14 protein-coding genes are annotated in these 17,439 nt (G+C 59.6%); 10 read left to right on the top strand and 4 right to left on the bottom strand.

Translation table 11 applies throughout. The features are described from left to right. Positions 1-234 precede the first annotated feature (234 nt). Genes HMPREF1022_RS04780 through HMPREF1022_RS17975 form a run of 3 tightly spaced genes read right to left on the bottom strand, consistent with a single transcriptional unit; the run spans position 235 to position 1,981 of the window. Positions 235-990, bottom strand: a complete 756-nt coding sequence (locus HMPREF1022_RS04780) for a hypothetical protein (protein WP_009302130.1) — start codon at positions 988-990, stop codon at positions 235-237. A 14-nt stretch (positions 991-1,004) separates the two neighbouring features. Beyond that, the gene (locus HMPREF1022_RS04775; RefSeq protein WP_009302129.1) at positions 1,005-1,847 is read right to left on the bottom strand and encodes an ATP-binding protein; all 843 of its coding nucleotides are present in this window, start codon (positions 1,845-1,847) and stop codon (positions 1,005-1,007) included. Beyond that, positions 1,844-1,981: a hypothetical protein gene (locus HMPREF1022_RS17975; protein ID WP_009302128.1), complete on the bottom strand. Its 138-nt coding sequence runs from the start codon at positions 1,979-1,981 to the stop codon at positions 1,844-1,846. Before HMPREF1022_RS17975 ends, HMPREF1022_RS04775 begins: the two co-directional genes overlap by 4 nt. A gap of 472 nt (positions 1,982-2,453) precedes the next feature. Between HMPREF1022_RS17975 and HMPREF1022_RS04770 the strand changes: the two genes are divergently transcribed. The 8 genes from HMPREF1022_RS04770 to HMPREF1022_RS04735 all read left to right on the top strand — a co-directional run bounded on the left by HMPREF1022_RS04770 (position 2,454) and on the right by HMPREF1022_RS04735 (position 11,981). Next, a complete protein-coding gene (locus HMPREF1022_RS04770) occupies positions 2,454-3,188 on the top strand; it encodes a LexA family transcriptional regulator (RefSeq protein ID WP_050801248.1) in 735 nt (244 codons plus the stop codon). Positions 3,189-3,191: 3 nt separating this feature from the next. Next, complete coding sequence (locus HMPREF1022_RS17970; protein WP_156802841.1) at positions 3,192-3,707, top strand: hypothetical protein; 516 nt, start codon at positions 3,192-3,194, stop codon at positions 3,705-3,707. A gap of 535 nt (positions 3,708-4,242) precedes the next feature. Next, a complete protein-coding gene (locus HMPREF1022_RS04760; RefSeq protein WP_008685613.1) occupies positions 4,243-4,611 on the top strand; it encodes a hypothetical protein in 369 nt (122 codons plus the stop codon). A 335-nt stretch (positions 4,612-4,946) separates the two neighbouring features. Next, the gene (locus HMPREF1022_RS16505; RefSeq protein ID WP_009302125.1) at positions 4,947-5,702 is read left to right on the top strand and encodes an antA/AntB antirepressor family protein; all 756 of its coding nucleotides are present in this window, start codon (positions 4,947-4,949) and stop codon (positions 5,700-5,702) included. Then, on the top strand, positions 5,702-6,121 hold the full coding sequence (locus HMPREF1022_RS04750) for a hypothetical protein (protein ID WP_009302124.1): 420 nt from the start codon (positions 5,702-5,704) through the stop codon (positions 6,119-6,121). Before HMPREF1022_RS16505 ends, HMPREF1022_RS04750 begins: the two co-directional genes overlap by 1 nt. 981 nt (positions 6,122-7,102) lie before the next feature. Then, on the top strand, positions 7,103-8,842 hold the full coding sequence (locus HMPREF1022_RS04745; RefSeq protein ID WP_009302123.1) for a methyl-accepting chemotaxis protein: 1,740 nt from the start codon (positions 7,103-7,105) through the stop codon (positions 8,840-8,842). 448 nt (positions 8,843-9,290) lie between these two features. After that, positions 9,291-10,616, top strand: a complete 1,326-nt coding sequence (locus tag HMPREF1022_RS04740) for a FecR family protein (protein WP_009302122.1) — start codon at positions 9,291-9,293, stop codon at positions 10,614-10,616. Positions 10,617-10,634: 18 nt separating this feature from the next. Further along, on the top strand, positions 10,635-11,981 hold the full coding sequence (locus HMPREF1022_RS04735) for a tetratricopeptide repeat protein (RefSeq protein ID WP_009302121.1): 1,347 nt from the start codon (positions 10,635-10,637) through the stop codon (positions 11,979-11,981). A gap of 178 nt (positions 11,982-12,159) precedes the next feature. Here the strand turns inward: HMPREF1022_RS04735 and HMPREF1022_RS04730 are convergent, their stop codons facing one another. Beyond that, on the bottom strand, positions 12,160-12,507 hold the full coding sequence (locus tag HMPREF1022_RS04730) for a hypothetical protein (protein ID WP_008685626.1): 348 nt from the start codon (positions 12,505-12,507) through the stop codon (positions 12,160-12,162). Positions 12,508-13,124: 617 nt separating this feature from the next. On the opposite strand from HMPREF1022_RS04730, the gene HMPREF1022_RS04725 reads away from it, so the two are divergent. After that, positions 13,125-15,326: a CHASE2 domain-containing protein gene (locus HMPREF1022_RS04725; RefSeq protein ID WP_009302120.1), complete on the top strand. Its 2,202-nt coding sequence runs from the start codon at positions 13,125-13,127 to the stop codon at positions 15,324-15,326. 7 nt (positions 15,327-15,333) lie between these two features. After that, on the top strand, positions 15,334-17,373 hold the full coding sequence (locus tag HMPREF1022_RS16500; RefSeq protein WP_009302119.1) for an HD domain-containing phosphohydrolase: 2,040 nt from the start codon (positions 15,334-15,336) through the stop codon (positions 17,371-17,373). Positions 17,374-17,439 lie beyond the last annotated feature (66 nt).

Genomic DNA, 17,439 nt, shown 5'->3' with positions numbered 1-17,439 from the left:
ATCTCTGCTGTCGCCATCCGTAGCTTCCTGCGTCGCAACGGCTAGCGCGATCTCTGCTGTCGCCATCCGTAGCTTCCTGCGTCGCAACGGCTAGCGCATCTCTGCTGTCGCCATCCGTAGCTTCCTGCGTCGCAACGGCTAGCGCATCTCTGCTGTCGCCATCCGTAGCTTCCTGCGTCGCAACGGCTAGCGCATCTCTGCTGTCGCCATCCGTAGCTTCCTGCGTCGCAACGGCTAGCGCGCCCAAGCGGGCACGGGCGCTCCCTGGGCGGGCTGCGGGGGCGGCATCTGGCCCGGGGCCGCGTTAGCTCCGCTGTCGCCATCCGTAAGCCCGCTGGCGCGGGCAACGGCTGCCGCTTCCGAAGGCTGCACCGCCGGTTGCGCCGGGGCCGGAGCCGGGGCCGGGGATACTGCCGGGGCGGCCGCGCCCCAGGCGGGGGCCGAAACCGCTGCCGCGCTGGACGATCCGCCCGTCCGCCCTCCGGCCGGGGCTTCACCCATTTTGCCGTAGTCCTTCATGTCCGGCGTCAGCACGCAGGCGATCTTGTTCTTGTCGGAATACTGGCCGGTCTTGTCCTTTTCCACGCCCAACCGGGCCCAGAACGTAATCCCGCAGAAATCCTGCCAGCCGTTGATGCAGCGGGCCGCGCGCGCCGCGTCGCTCATGTCGTCGGGCTGGATATTCCGCGCGCTTTCCAGAATGGCCCGCAGCGTGGCGCGGCTGATGTTGCCCCCTATGGACTCGCCCTTTTCGTTCAGCTTGCCGCCGGTCAGGGTGAACATCTGCCAGACCTTGCGCTTAGCGTAGGGGCCGGACTCCACAGTGAACTCGCAGTCCAGCATCTGCGCGTCGGAAGACTGCGAGTCGCACAGCCAGCCGCCTTCGCCCGCGCCGCCGGGCCGGATGGTCATGACCAGGGGCAACACCGTGCCCGACGGGATGAGGTCGAAACCGTTCTGCTGGCGGTCCGCGGTATTAAAATCATGCATGGCTCTTCTCCTCATTACTGGATGTTATAGGTATAGTCCGCTGCGGCGGGCCGCCGCCCGTCGCGTATCTTGGCCATGAGCCGCCCCGGATGCGGCGCTTCCACCTGCTCAAGTTTGCCGCTGCGGTCCCCGGCCGGGTAGCCCCAGGGATTGGGCCGTGAGCAGATAAAAGCGCGGTACGGCTGTACGTTTTCGCCTTCCGGCTTCAGCTCGGTCATGGTGACAACCTCGTCCACAATGCCGGGCAGTTCCAAGCCGGTCTTGCTCCCTTCGATCTGCGGCTCGTAGTAGGGGCGGTTGAAGTCATCGCGCTTTTCGTCCAGCAGGCCCACGAACCAGACATTGCGGCTGCCGATGTGTTGCAACGGCGTCACCCAACCGATCATCTCCTGACCCAGCAGGCCATAGGCCCCGCGCGTGTCCGGTTTGCCCGTGCGTTCGCTGAAGGCTTCCGGCTGCCCTTTGGCCCATTGCAGGGCCAGGCGCGAGGGCACGGTGATGGAGTCCACAAAAATGGTGCTGTACTTGGCTGTTGTCGCCGGGTCGCCGTAGAGCCCGCACACATAGTCGTAATGCGCCCGGCTGTAGGGTTGGTCGGCGCGTCGGGCAGGATTGGAGCCGCCCAGGAAGCAGGCCAGATTGCGCGCGCTGTCCCAGTCGCGCACCTCAATGGAGTCCCCGCCCCATCCCTGCACGGACAATCCACCGGCCTCCAGATCCACAAAAAGTGTGCTTGCGGGGTCCAGCGTCCAAAGCAGAGAAGTTTTACCGACCTTCGCCGCGCCGAAGATTACGCCCTTGATGCCGTCCTGCTCCGCCATGCGCTGATCCGCACTGACAATCTTGAGCCCGCTCATTCCGCCACCGCCTCAAGTCTGATGGAAGGACTTCCGGCACTGATGGTGCAGGCATCAATAAACAGAGCCGTGAGCGAAGCGTTATTGTTGCCGTGATACTCGGTGACGATACTTTCAACACGCTCTGTGTTCATTGTTACGCCTCCTATTATTTATTGATGTTTTTTGTGCTTCCGTCGTTCCCGCCATTGTTCCCGCATCCACCACAGCGCCATCAGGAGGCTAAGGGCATACAGTCCGGCAGCGGCCCATGCGCAGGGCTCAAATAGGCTACGAAGTATGGCTGCCTTCTTCGCCGCCGGGCGGTTCGGGTTGAGTAGCGGGGCTGGTTATGAGGTGGTGCATGGCATCACGGAGGGCGTCGGCGTAGGCTGAAAAAATGTCTCTTTGCACGCCAGTTTTTAGCCGAGAGATGTAGGCTGGATTTACGCCGGACGCGCGAGCTAATTCAGATTGGCTAAAAGAGGTCCTTGCCAAGAAAGCTCTGAGTTCTATAGCGATACGTGTTTCCATGCGGCCTATTTTACGAAAACGAAAAATAAAATCAAGCAATAAAAATAAAAACGTAACTAGACAGCTTTTTTACTTTCAAGTAAAATGGTTGGCATGAAAGAAGATACTTTTTCGGAAAAAATTTTGCGGGTCTTGAAAGAAGGCGTAACTCAGTATGGGAGCGCAACAGCGCTTGCGAAGGCTGCTGGCGTCTCTAATGCAAATTTGAGCAGGTGGATCAACAAAATACAATCCCCCAGAATGTCAGAGATTTCTCCTCTTTTGGATGTGTTAAAAATAAACATTACAAAACCAGACGCCGAAGCATCCCGTGACGTCTGCTTCGTCAACGCCAAGGTGGTTCCAGCCGGGCAATATGCCACACCACCGGTGGCCGAAGACTATATTGCGGCCCCTATGGTGGGTGAGGTGGGGGCCGGACCGGGCTATTTGCCGGAGGATGAGGTCAAGAGCTGGTTCCTGGCCTACAAGAACCTTCCCGCTATCCGGCACCGCAGAAATTTGATCGCCGTGGAAATCGGGCCGACGTCCACGTCCATGCAGCCCACGCTGAACCCCGGCGACATCGTGCTTGTTGACCGCGATGATCGCGACGTGACCAAACCCGGCCATATGATGTTGGTGCTTGATCCTGACGACGGGTCAGGCATGGTCAAGCGCGTCAGTGTCACAGAACGAAAAGATGACTTCCAGGTCACCTATTACAGTGATAACGGGTCAAAATGGCCGCCTATGATTTACAGCCTGAAGCAAGACTTCTGTGACGACTGGGACAAGGCCATTGTGGGCAGGGTAATCTGGGCCTGGGCGGACGTGCGGGAGAAGTAGGGGATGAAAACGCCTAGTAATGACGCTAGGGAAAAGATTCTTGAATTAAACAAACTTTTAGCTGTTCAACTTTCTGATAATCAAAAGACAATGGCGGCAGAGCTATTTAAATCCAGCATTGATTATGGGAAGCAAGCTTTAAACGGCCTTTTCTTGCTGAATGGGGCGGCAGCTGTTGCTGTTGTCTATAATAAAGATGCTCTCGAAAAATGCTGGGTAAGCTTGATTTCGTGGTGTATTGCAGGAGTCGTGTTGTCTGTCGCTTGTTCTTCAATTTCTTATTTTGCCCAGCGTTGTTATTTTACAGCATATATAAAAAATTCTCGCCAACAAATGGACGCCTTTATACAAAAGGCCGTAGATCTATATTTTGTTGGCTCATCAAAAATAGAAATGCCACAGTGGAAAGAGTCCGTTCCCGGACGGATTTTAACATTCATTACAATTATTATCGCCGCTGCATCCTTCTGCTGTTTTGCATATGCTTTTCTTCAGCTTCGGTCTGAATTTTCTGCATAAATTCCATATGGTCATCAAGCATTTTCTTTGTTTCATTGTGGAATACTCTCAGTGCCCAGCCAGTGCCGCTCAAGGTCCCCCATATAAGGGATATCCCTGAAACCGCAAATATTGCCGGGACAATATAACGCGTAACCATGCCTGCCTCCCCGCCCCTCTCCCGAGGGGCTTTTTTGCGCCCGCTGACCGGGCCGCCATCACGCCGAAATTCCCGGCGTGATTTTTATATCATTTTTACGAAAAAACAATTTATATTGACTTTATTTTTACGATTACGTAATATAACATTGCCAACGGGGAAACAGGCTCGTCACAGCGCCAGCAGGCAGAGTGCCAAGCTCAACCCCAGCGGCAACCCGCCGGGCAGGATTCCAGAGCCCCGAACGACGCGGAGCCCTATACGGGGGACGCGGGTCAGTAGGAAGGTGCGAGAGAAGCCATAAGGCGGGATTAGCAAGGGCGAAAAATAAAAGCGCCCGGCGGTGCTGGAACACCAACCGGGCAAACCATCAACCACACTAGCGAGGCGCGAATAATGGCTACGGCAAGTTCCCACACCCCTGCGGAATCGTCAATTCCCCCTTCCCTGCTGAAGGCTCACGAGCGCATCCGACAGCTTGAATCGGAAAACCTCCGCCTCCGGCATTTGCTGGATACTCGCCGCGAGCAGATCGAAGAGCTTGCCCCCGGCTATTACAATCTGACCGATGACGGCGACTTCAACGGCCCGGCCCGCAGCCTGGACGAGATTGAGAGCTGCGTCACCGATTACACCAACGACGGCGACGCCTGTACTGTGGTCCAGGTTATACGCCGCTATATGCCCGAGGCGGAAGAAGATGATTACGGCGTAGCTGCCGGGATCGACTTTCCCGTTACGCTGTTTGCCGCGGCCGGCTGGTAGGGAGGGCACTATGAGACATCATTGCGCACAACACATGAGGAGGGTCGTAAAACTCACGACCCTCAGCGCCCGGACGGCCCCCCTGACAGCCTCGACGGTGGAAGGCATGCTGGACTTCCCTAATTATCGAAGGCGTAGCCGTCGCCTTTGCGTTGCCCCACAGCGTGAAAAGAGCGGTCTTTCTTGTTTCTGCCACCAAAGCGCCTCAACGGGTGTTGGTTACATATTGGCGGAACAACGTCCGGGTGTCCGAGAGGCCCCGGCGGCCTTCGATAAGCCGGGGAGCGTTGTTCTGCCTTTTTTGTTTCCAACCCCTAAAATTGTCGAGGTGCATCATGCTTAATCACGATCTTATTCCAATCAGCCCGGATTCCATTGGCGACGTTCGACAACTTACCGTTGACGCCCGACGTTTGCATACGTCTCTGCAAGTCAAAAGGGAGTTTTCACATTGGATTAAGGCGCGGATTGACAAATATGGATTTGTCGAGGGAGAGGACTTTGAAAAAAGTTCAATAATTTCATGCTCGCCAAAAAAGACGAGCGGAGATTTCAAGGGGTTACAGCAACCCATTGAATACACGCTTTCCTTGAACATGGGCAAAGAGTTGGCGATGATCGAAAACAACGAAATCGGTCGCATGGCGCGGCGCTACTTTATCGCATGCGAACGCAAGGCAATGGAGGCCCTTCGCGCTCCCCAACCCGTCGCCGTCCTCGCCCCCTTCCTCCAGATCAAGGTTCTCCCCAGGGCGCGACGAGAACAGCTTGCCGAACTGCTGCTCGCCAAGCTGACCCACGTTCCGGCCGCCCTGGCATGGAAAGCCCGCATGTCCGTCTGGACGGCTTTCAACCGGAACTTCTCCATCCCGCAGCACCGGCTTCTTCCCGAGTCCAGAATGGGTGAAGCTGTGGCCTTTCTCTCTGCTCTGACCATCGGACCTACCGGCAAGGTTGTTCGCAAAAACCGGCAAGCCTCCCTGCCCACCGACGACATGCGACAGGTCGCCTCTGCTCTGACGCACCTTATCGCACAGGCTAAAACTCTGCTCCCCCTGCTTCAAACCGCTACGCCGGAGGTGTGCGCATAATGGACACCGGAAAGACAGCTTCTGAGCGCACCCCGTACAGCGAGGACGCACGAGTCTCCATCGCCATCGACGCTATCGAGTCCACCAACCCCACTCCCGCCGAAATAGAGCGAAACAGAGCCATTGCCAAAGCCGAAGACGAAGCTCGCGCTGACATGGCCACAAGTATAGACGGAAAAATCATCAATCCCTTTGGGTTGCTGGCCGGCTTGTTAGCCACCGTTCATGATGAGGATGAAGGGGGCTTCTCCAAGGGAGATGCGGAATTTTGCCGAAGCGTCGGCAACCTCCTTGGCTTGATGGTACATGGCGCGCGCAAGGAATTAGAAATTCAGAGGGTCGGCGGCTACGGCGCGTACACGCTTATGCAGCTCCTGGAAAAACATCATCCCGAGCCCACAAAGGAGTGCGAGCAGTGAGCGAAACAAAAGAATATCCCCATCTTCAAGCCATTATGGATTTTGCTGAAAACGAGTTTCAAAAAAAACAGAGCTTTTAGAATCTGACGCTTCGAAAAACTTTATTCCCGGTAATGCCACAACATTCAGCATCGCCGGGCTGATTGGCAGGGAGATCCGGCGGCACAAGGAGAATGATGAAAATTCGCTACCGTGCGGCGTCGACAGGGAAACTCTGGCAAAAGCTCTGGACCCATTTTGCGCCCTCACCGCTATCCTGAGCAAGTCCAGCGCCGACGGTATTGATTCCGACGATATGGCGAAGGCACTCGGCGCGCTGGTGTACAGCGCTTGGGCGCGCACCGGCTATCCGCGCTTGGGTGAATATTTGTGAGGAGTAAGCAGATGACCACTCCCCACAACAAAACAGACGCCTATGACCGGTTCTAAGGGGTTATTTTACAAAATCAACCATACGGCGGGGAGTGTTCCCGCAAAGTGGGAAGCAATAGAATATGTTGGTATAAAAGAAAAATTGAATGATTTTATTTTATAATATTAATGTAATAACTCGTATATTCGACTCCTATGCGTCCGTTGAGGTTTCACTTCAGCGGGTTTTTTATGGAATCCACGCGCGGGCCGGCCGCAAGGGGATGCCGTTGTCTTGCGGTAGGCGCTGTGGTATCCAGCAAGAGACGCCGAAGAAAAAAAACGGCGCGAACAGCCTTGCGCGGCGAGCGCCGGGGCGGGCTGAGGCTGGTTGTTTGTCTTTATGAAGATTCATGCACAACACGGACCATGCGTCCGTGTTTTTTGTTTTTGGAGCGTTTCAAGCGATAAATGCTCTGATATCCGGGCGGGACATGCGGCCATTTGTGAACACCGCAAATAAAAAAGACCGTTTCCGACCGATGGAGAAGAGGCGCAGCGGGAAGCGCACGTTTTCCCGGCTGAAAAGGCACTATATCCCAATAAAATATACTCTAGCGAGGAACAGCCATGAAGCTGTCGACAAAAATCTGTTTGAGCATGGCCGTACTGACGGTCCTGATGACCATTCTGGCGGGCTTTTTGCTGATGGAGCTGGACAGGGTCAACGATTTCGTCACCACCCTGGCCCACCGCAACATTCCCACCATCAGTGTGGCCGGTCAATATAACAACGACATGTCGGAACACCGCATCGCCGAAGTGCGGCACATCTATGCTACGGACCCGGCGGTCATCGCCCGCCTTGACAAGGAAATCACCCAAGGGCGGGAAAAGCTCTCCGCGTATCTCAACACCCTGCAAGGCCTGATCCACACCCCGGAAGGCAGGGAAAAGCTGGATAACGTCAAGAAGGAAAGCCGGGACTACTTCGCCAGCTCGGACAAAATGCTCACCATGTCGCGGGAGCAGAAAAACGAGCAGGCCGTGAATTTCCTGATCAATGAATCGAACAAGGAATATCTCGAACTCTGCGACACCATCAATGCCCTGGTGGCCTACGCCACGGACAACGCCGACAGGGTCAACCGCCGGGGCGACGAGGTCTACACCCAGGCCCGGAACATCGGCATCGGCCTGACCATCGCGGCCATCCTTGCCGCAATCGTGCTGATCGTGTTGATCGTGCGCAACGTCATCCGCCAGCTCGGCAAGGACCCCGGCGAGTTGAACGACATCGCCATGCGCGTGGAACACGGCGACTACAATATTGATGACGGCAGCCCCCGAATCGGCGTGTACGGCTCCATTGTGGCCATGGTCAAAGCCCTGGAGGGCCATATTGAAACCGCCCGCCGCGAATCGGAAAACGCCAGGGAACAATCCCGCAAAGCCGAGGAGGCCATGCGCCGCGCGGAATCCGCCGGAGAGCAGGCCCAGGCCAAGACCGAGGCCATGCTGATCGCCGCCGACAAACTGGAAGAGGTGGCCGGCGTGGTTTCTTCCGCCTCCACCGAACTTTCGGCCCAGATCGAGCAATCCGACCGGGGCGCGGCGGAGTCGGCCCAGCGCCTTTCCGAAGCGGCCACGGCCATGAACGAAATGAACGCCACCGTGCAGGAAGTCGCCAGAAACGCCGGCGCGGCTTCCGGCGCTTCCGCCGAAACCAAGGCCAAGGCCGAGGACGGCGCGCGCATTGTGGAAAAATCCCTGCAGAGCATCAACAAGGTGCACCAGGTTTCCGTGGAGCTCAAAGGCGACATGGTACAGCTCAACGAACACGCCCAGGCCATCAGCCGGATCATGAACGTGATTTCCGACATCGCGGACCAGACCAACCTGCTGGCGCTCAACGCCGCCATTGAGGCCGCCCGCGCGGGCGACGCCGGGCGCGGCTTTGCCGTGGTGGCCGACGAGGTGCGCAAACTGGCTGAAAAGACCATGAGTTCCACGCAGGATGTGGGCAACGCCATCAGCGCCATTCAGGCAAGCACGGCAAAGAGCACGGCCTCGGTGGACGACGCCGTGGCCCGGATCGAAGAGGCCACGGAATACGCCAATGCCTCGGGCCAGGCTCTGGAAGCCATTGTTTCCACGGTGGAGGGCACGGCGGACCAGGTCAACGCCATTGCCACGGCCAGTGAGGAGCAATCGGCGGCCAGCGAAGAAATCAACCATTCCATCGTCCAGGTCAACGACATGTCCCGACAGACGGCCGATGCCATGGCCGAAGCGGCCAAGGCCGTTTCGGATCTGGCTGCTCAGGCGCAGGGCCTTACGCTTCTGATCCAGGAAATGAAGCAGAGCTGATGCCGCGCGGCGGGGAATCGGGCTTGAGCCCGGTTTCCCGCCGTCCGGGACGCCGCCTTGACACGGCACTATTCCGGGTATAGGCCTTAAAAAAACTGTCCGTTCCGGCTTTGCGGCCGTGGTTTCCGTGCTTTCATGCGGCACCGACGGAGTTTTACGCGTGTTCCTTCTTTGACAGTATGTTACGTTTGAAATGTCATACATTTCAAACTCCACGCCGCCCGCGTGCCGCGGAAGCGTTAGCCGTTGGCGAGTCCTTGAGCCGTATGGATACCGGCAGCAACGCTGACAGGCTGTTTTTCCTTGCACTCGAACGCGGGTGTCCGCTTCACGGGCACCAGAGCAATTCACTCATTTCAATCGTGCCTTGCGTGAATAATGTCGGCTTGTTGCCGTTTCTTTCCTACGAAACAAACGTGATGCACTCTTCTCCTTCGCGGAGGCATGTATGTTTATCCAGCGTCTCTTTTTCTGGGCAGCATTCTGTTGTCTCAGCCTGTCTCTTGCCGCTCCGGGCTTTGCCGCGCCCTCCCGGCCCGCCGAAGCCGCGCGCGTCATCGCCGTGACGCCGGGGGCCTTTGTGCAGCGCGGGAATGCGCGCACACCCCTCAAACTGAAAGACCCGCTGTATAAAGAGGACCAGGTCAGTACCGACGCCACCGGCAAACTGCAAGTGCTTTTTGCCGACGACACCACGGTGGCCGTGGCACCGGACAGCATGGTCAATATCGCTGATTTCAGCTTCGGCGGACCGGCCAAGGCCAACTTCGCCCTGGGCGTGGGCCGGGGCCTGGCCCGGGTGGTCACCGGCAAGGTGGTGGAGCGGAACCGCGAAGGTTTCAAAGTCACCACGCCGCACGCCACGGTGGGCATCCGCGGCACTATCCTGACCGCCGACGTGCGCAGCCCCTCCCAGAGCAAATTCATCCTCAGCCAATTGGGCGCGGGGCACAGTGTCAGTGTGTTCAATACCGCCACGGGCCAGCACACGGAAATGCCCAAAGCCGGCCTGACCACGGAAGTGGGGGCCACGGGCAACGTGCTGCGCCCGGCCACGCCCGCTGAAATGAACACTGTCCAGACCGTGACGCGCCAGACCCGCCAGGCCCCGCAGACGCCGCAAACCGCCGCCGCAACCGGCAATGCCGCTCAGGGCAACACGGCGGCCGCAACCGCGCAGTCCGCGCCGTCCTCCGAAGCCGCGGTTCCGGCAATGGCGGACAGCGGCACGCCCGCTGCCTCCAATGGAGAAAGTGCCGCCGGTTCCGATATGGGCGGCCAGGGCGGAAGCACGCTGCATCAGGCCGGTAATGACACGGCTCTGCGGAACGCCGTGGAGGACGTCATTGCCGGCGGTGATCTCACCCCCGGTGTAGTGGACAACCCCGGCGCGCTCAAAGCCAGCTACGAGGGCCGGCTTCATGGAGTCAGCGAGAGTTCAGGGATTGGCGGCAGCTTCAGCTTTGACGTCAACCTGGGCAGCGGCGGCATAGATAACGGCAAGATGGCCATCGGCACGAATGCGGTCCCCAATACCTATTCCGGCACCAATGGTACCGGCCAGGTAACCGGGGGCATCTTTAATGTGGGCGACTTCACCGCGTCACCCGATTCCCTGTATCCCAACGCCAGCGCTTCCATGCATGGCGGCATCAGCAATGATCATGTGGACGTGGAGCACTGGGAAGTCCGGGATCCACTGATACCGGGTAAAGAGGGAGCAGATAAGGGGATTTTCAGCGGAACGGGCGAGGGCCACAGAGTAAGCCGGTAACGCTGAAAACGCTGGCGCATGCTCCGCCATCCGCTGTTGCGCCCGCTTTGGGTGATCCTGTTCCTGCTGTGTCTTTCTCTGCGGGCGACGGCGGCGCCGTTGCCCGCGCTCCATCTGGCTTTGGACCAAAGCCGCGCCCAGGCCAAAACGCTCGTCAACAAAGGCCGCTACGAGGAGGCCTATCAGCTCTACATGCGCCTGCTGCGCGAAGAGCCGGACAATGACGAGATCAATTACGGCCTGGCCCTGGCCGCCGCCCGCACCCGGCGCTATTCCCAGGCCCTGCTGGCCTTTGAGCGACTCATCGACCGCTACCCGGCGGACGCCAAGCTGCGCCGCTCCCTGGCCGACGTGTATCTGCGCCTGGGCGACAGGGACGCGGCCCGCCGCGAACTGGACCTGGCCCGCCAGTACGACCCGACGCTTACGGCAACGCGCATTGCCCGCATTCTGGACAATCTGGAAAATTCCCAGTCCCGCTTCCAGGCCCACGGCCGGATCAGCGGCGGCGTCATGTACGACTCCAACGCCAACCAAGGGCCGGCCTCGGACAAGATGAGCCTCGGGCTTTTCGACAATCTGACCGTGCACGGGGTCAAGGCCGTGGACAGTTGGGGTTCCTACCTCAACGGCATGCTGGACACAGGCTGGCGGCTGGGAGAGGACAGCCCCTGGTGGCTCGTTTCGGACATCGCCTTTTTCAAGCGCTGGAACGGCAATCCCAAGTTGCCCGTCAACAACGACTTTTCCTGGGGCCGTGCCGCGCTGGGCCTGCGGCACATGTCCTCCAGAACCCTCGCCGAGCTGCGCATCAAGGGAGAAATGGCCGACCAGAGCCTGGACCAGCGCGTGAGCGTGCTGGGACCGGAGGGCACATTCGTCTGGGCGGTGTTGCCCAACCTGCAGATGATTACCCGCGCCGCCCTGGAAAAACGCGTCTATACGCAGGATATCGGCCGCGACGGCACCTACTGGTGGGTGGGGGAATACATGCGTGTGCTGCTGGGTTCGTCGGGCCATGAGATGACCCTGGGGATGCGCGCCCTGGGCTCGGCCGTGGACACCCCCGGTTACAGCTACCACGGCCTGGAGGCCAGTCTGCGCCTGCGCCTCAACGTTACGGACAAATTTCAACTGTTGCCCTTTGCCAGCATGCGCCGCGAAAACTATGACGGCCCGGCCACCGTGCTGGAACAGGAATACCGCCGGGATACGGTCTGCCGTACCGGGCTGTTCGCCCTGTACAACCTGACCTCCAGCCTCCAGGCGGAGGCCGGCGTGCAGTATGTGGACACCCGCTCCTCCTCCCCGCTCTATACTTACCGGCAGTATACCTTCAATATGGGCCTGGCCTGGACGTTCTGAGGCTGACGGCGCGGAGGCGGCGCACTGAAAACCAGAGACGACCTCGCGTGTCCGCTCTCTGGAACAGTACGGCGTTATTCAGCGCCGCACCGGTAGAAAAAGGCGGAGCCGCAGGCCCCGCCCGTGTGATGAGGATACATGCCGTCACGCCGATAAAAGACACGTTTTCACTCCGACATCAATCGCCTTTGGTGACGAAAAAGACACTGATGCAGGCGGAATATTGCGAGCGATCTCTTCCCACAGTTACAAAAACATGGGTAGGAGTTGCGATAAGGCCCACATTTTCACCATCAGCGGGCGCGGCAAAGGGGAAAATGAAACTTTCTCCATTGACCGAACTCAGCCCGATTCCGGATGCGCCGCAGAAAAAATACGCATCGTCAATGCCATGGGCGAAACCGCCTTCCGCAAAGGCGGGCAGGCGGGGACAATGAAAATCCTGCCCCCAGATGATGCGGCCGTTAAATTTTCTGCCCGTATCATAACGCGTACTTGCCGGTTTGAATTCCAGGGCGTTTTCCATGGCGGCCTCCGTACTTCAAAATTTTAGTACATAATCACAGCCTAGTAGCACATCTTGTATAATTATAGAATAACAAATCAAAAACTGTCAACTATCCCACATCCCGACAGCAGGGCAGACGCATCTAAAAAAGGCGGCCCAAAGGGCCGTGCCCGTTGGCGAGCCGGGCGAGCCTTACGGGCATTGAGAGCAGAGCTGTACTCATGTACATGAGCAGCAAAAAGCGCCAGATGACGCCGCCAGCGCCAAAAAGGCTGGTTTTGACGGATAATCTCGTCAAACAAGAGGTCAGCAAAAGCTGAAATTAGATGCGTCTGCCCTGATCCCGACAGAACCACCGGGCAGAAAGGACTCCGCCGCTTAATAACGCACTGCACATAGGCAACGTTGCCTGTCACATCAAAGAGCCTGTTTCTCTCTGCGCATTCGCATGCGCCGTATCGGAACAGGTATCTCCGCACGGCTCGAAGCAGCGTGCAAGAATGCTCCATACCCTTTATCCCCAGTTTTACGCGCCCGTCCCAAGTTTGGCTTCAGGAGTATCCGAACCGCGTCCTTGAACCTTCGCCGTCCTTGAGGCAGAGTGAGGCACCAGCCACCAGGAGGGCCGGAGGAGCATGCCCAGACCACTATCCCGACATCCGGCCTTGCGGCGCGCGGCCCTGGCCCTGTTGCCCGGCCTGGCCGTCAGCGGCCTGATGCTGTTGCTGTACCTGTTGCAGCCGCCCCTGCTCCGGCAGCTCGACAATGAAATATACGATCTTTTCCTGACCTCCCGGCAGGCGGCGCCGCCCTCGGATGCGCCCGTGGTGGTGGACATCGACGAAAAAAGCCTGGCCGCATACGGCCAGTGGCCCTGGCCCCGCTACCTGGTGGCCCGGCTTATCGACAATCTGACCCAAAACGGCGCGGCCTCCGTGGCCTTGGATATTCTGCTGGCCGAGCCGGACCGCAGTTCGCCCAATTTGCTGCGCCAGCGCCTGCACAGGGATTTCGGGGTGGAGCTCGACCTGGAAAAACTGCCCCCCGACCTGGCGGACAACGATGCCATGCTGGCCGCGACGCTGGCCCGCAGCCCCGCGGTACTCGGCGTGTTCATGCGGTTCGACCCGTATAAAGGCCCGCCCTCCTCCCTGCCCCGGCCCACGGGCCTGGCCGAGCAGACGCCCGCGGGCGCGCCGCCGCCGCGCGACACCGTGCTGCGCGCCACGTCGGCCCTGCTGCCCCTGCCCGCTTTCAGCCGGGCCGCGCCGGTGGGGGCCATCAACGTGGCCCCCGGCACTGACGGCGTGGTGCGCGAAGTGCCCCTGCTCTACCGCCTGGGCGACAATATTTACGCCAACCTCTCCCTGCGAGCCCTGATGCGCGGCCTGGACGTCAAAACCATGATTCTGCGCTCCGGCCCCGAGGGACTCACGGAAATCCGGCTGGGGCCCTACCGCGTCCCGGTTTCGGCGCAAGGCCTGATGCGCGTGCCCTTCAAGGGCCCGCGCGGGGTCTATCCCTATTACAGCGCCGTGGACATTCTGGAAAAGCGCGTGCCGCCGGAGCATCTGGAGGGGCGCGTCGTGTTCGTGGGCACGTCCGCGGCCGGGCTTCAGGATATTCGCGCCACGCCCTTCGACGCGGTCTATCCCGGCGTGGAGGTGCACGCCGCTGTGGTGGACGCCATCCTGAACCAGGACCACATCGTGCAGCCGGACGCCACGCCCGGCATCCAGGCCCTGGCGATTCTGCTGGCCGGTCTGGCCGCGGCTTTGATATTCAGTTTTACCCGGGCTTTTATTTACGGCCCGGCCTGTCTGCTCCTGGCAGGGGGCGCGATCTGGGGCTCCGGCCATCTCTTCGCCCAGGGCCAGTTCATTTCCCCGCTCTACGTGGTGCTGACCATTCTGGCCCAGGGGCTCTGCATCCTGCCCATGCGCTTCTGGCAGGAGGAAAAACAGAAGCGCGTGCTGCGCCAGGCCTTCAGCCGCTATGTGGCTCCGGAGGTCGTGGCCCGCATCGCCGCGCGCGAAGGCGACATTTTCGCCGGTGAGGAGCGCGACGTCAGTGTGCTGTTCACCGACATACGCGGCTTCACCAGCCTCTCGGAAAAACTGGACCCGCAACAGGTGGTGGCCCTGCTCAACCGCTATTTCACACCCATGACCGCCTGTGTGCGGGACAGCGGCGGCACGCTGGACAAGTTCATCGGCGACGCCATCATGGCCTTCTGGAACGCCCCCCTGGACGTGCCGGACCATCCCCGGCGCGCCGTGGCCGCCGCCGTGCGCATGCAGGCCCTGCTGCGTGAGCTCAATCCCGCGCTGGAAAAGGAATTCGGCGTGCGCCTGCGCATCGGCGCGGGCCTGCACTGCGGACCGGTTTATGTGGGCAATATGGGTTCCGAGGACCTGCTGGACTACACCTGCATCGGCGACACGGTCAATCTGGCCTCGCGCCTGGAGGGCATGTGCGCCAAATACGGGGCAAGCGTCGTGGTCAGCGGCGCCGTGGCGGAGCGCTGCGGCGCGGCCTTTTACTTCCGCGCCCTGGACAGCATCCGGGTCAAAGGCAAATCCAGGCCGGTAGCCATCTTTTCCGTGCATGAGCAGGAGGAGGCCCGGCGCCGCGAAGCGGAATTCGCCACAGCCCGGGAAGCGCTGCAACTCTATATACGGGGGAATTTCGCCGACGCCGGACGACTATTCGATCGCTTGCGCGAATCCTCTGCGGAGAGTAACGTACTTTACGAATTATACAGCGGCCGTTGCGCGGCGCTTTGTGCGGACCCGCCCGAAAATTGGGATGGTATCTGGACATTTAACAGCAAATGAGATTGATATGAAAATCCGGCTGTGGGGGACGCGAGGTTCCGTCCCCGTGTCCTCGCCGCAAATGACGCGCTACGGGGGCGACACGACCTGTATTGAAGTCAGGAGCGAATCAGGCGGCCGCCTGATTCTGGATGCCGGTACCGGCATCCACGCCCTGGGCGACAGCATGGACCATGAAATCCCCACGGATTGCACCATCTGTTTCAGCCACGCCCATTGGGACCACCTTCAGGGCCTGCCGCATTTCAAACCGCTTTATAATCCCAACTGGCGACTGAGCCTGCGCGGCCCCGTTCTGGCCGAGGACGTCCCTTTTTCCCAAAACCTGCTGGAAATTTTTGACGAAAAACATTTTCCCGTGCCCTGGCGGGAACTGCCCCGGCGGCCCATCCTGGAATTCACGCCCGGCGAGCAATTCCAGGTGGGCGACATGACGGTGAAAACCTGTCCCACGGTCCACCCCGGTTCCTGCGCGGCCTACCGCATTGAGGCCGACGGCTGGAGCTTCGTTTTTACCGGCGACCACGAATGCGGCGACAAGGGCGACAGCGAGGCCACAAAACGCCTGCTGGATTTCATGGCCGGCGCGGATGTGGCCTTGGTGGACGGGCATTATTTTCTCAAGGACTACCCCCTGCACCAAGGCTGGGGGCACAGCGCCCTGGAGCAATGGCCCGCGCTCCTGGCCGGGCGCGGCGTCAAGCATCTGGTCTACACCCACTACGACCCTTCCTACTGCGACCGGGAGCTGGATAAGGTCTTTGACGCCCTGCGCGAAAACTGCCGCCTGCCCATTTCCCTCCAATTGGGCTGCCAGGGCATGCTGATCACGGCTGACGGCGGTGAAATGGAAGAGCGGGAAGAAAGCCTGGAGTCCATTAACTGCAAGCTCTGCGATTTCTTCCACCGCATTTCGCACTTTTCCGACACCAACGTCGTTCTGGACAGCGTTCTGAACCAGGCCCGCGCCTTGGGCAACGCCGACGCGGGCACCATCTACCTGGTGGAAAACAACAGCCTGGTTTTTTCCTACGCGGCCAACGACACGCTGTTTCCCGGCTCGGAAGCCAATAAATACGCCTACCTTAACGCCAGCCTGCCCCTGGACACCGGCTCCATCGCCGGTTTCGTTGCCTGCACGGGCCGCGTCCTGAACATCCCGGACGTGCGCGCCATTCCCCAGAGCGAACCCTACGCCTTCAACGACGCCTTTGACCTTGCCACGGGCTACCGCACGGTTTCCATGCTCACCGTGCCCTTTACGGACGTGCAGAACAGGATTCTCGGCGTCCTGCAATTGATCAACAGCGTAAAAAACGGCCGGATCCAGGCCTTCCCGCCCAACACGGTACGCTATGTGGGCCGCCTGGTGATGCTGGCAGGCAATTCCCTGGAACGGGCGCGCCTGGCCAATGACCTGATCCTGCGCATGCTCAGGACGGCCTCGTTGCGCGACCCGCGCGAGACGGCCAGCCATGTGCGCCGGGTGGGGGCCATGGCCGCTGAAATTTACCACCACTGGGCGGAGAAACACGGCCTGACCGCCGAGGAAATCCGCGCGGCCAAGGGACGCTTGCGCCTGGCGGCCATGCTCCATGACGTGGGCAAGGTGGGCATACCCGACGCCATCCTGAAAAAACCCGGGCGCCTCACGCCCGAGGAACGCAGGATCATGGAAAAGCATGCGGTCATGGGCGCCCGGCTGTTTGAGAACGCCACGCAGGATGTGGATATGCTGGCCCACACCATAGCCCTGCACCACCATCAGAAATGGGACGGCTCGGGCTATACCGGTTCGGACAAGCATCCCCTGCTGTCCGGTACGGACATTCCTCTGGAGGCCCGGATCACGGCCATCGCCGATGTCTATGACGCGCTTATTTCCCGGCGCTGCTACAAAGAGGCCTGGGATGTGAAAGACGCTCTGGACATTCTGCGCAACGACGCGGGAAGCCATTTCGACCCGGAACTGGTGGATGTTTTCATGGAAATCCACGAAGTGATTACCGCCATCTGCAAGCGCTTTCCTGATCTGGAGGACGCGTGAACGCCAGAGAGAGAGAGAGAGAGAGAGAGAGAGAGAGAGAGAGAGAGAGAATAGTAGTAGAAGAGA

The organism is Desulfovibrio sp. 6_1_46AFAA, from assembly GCF_000224635.1.
GTDB lineage: Bacteria > Desulfobacterota > Desulfovibrionia > Desulfovibrionales > Desulfovibrionaceae > Desulfovibrio > Desulfovibrio fairfieldensis.
The sequence above is the reverse complement of the archived record's forward strand: the minus strand, read 5'-3'. Positions and strand labels throughout refer to the sequence as shown.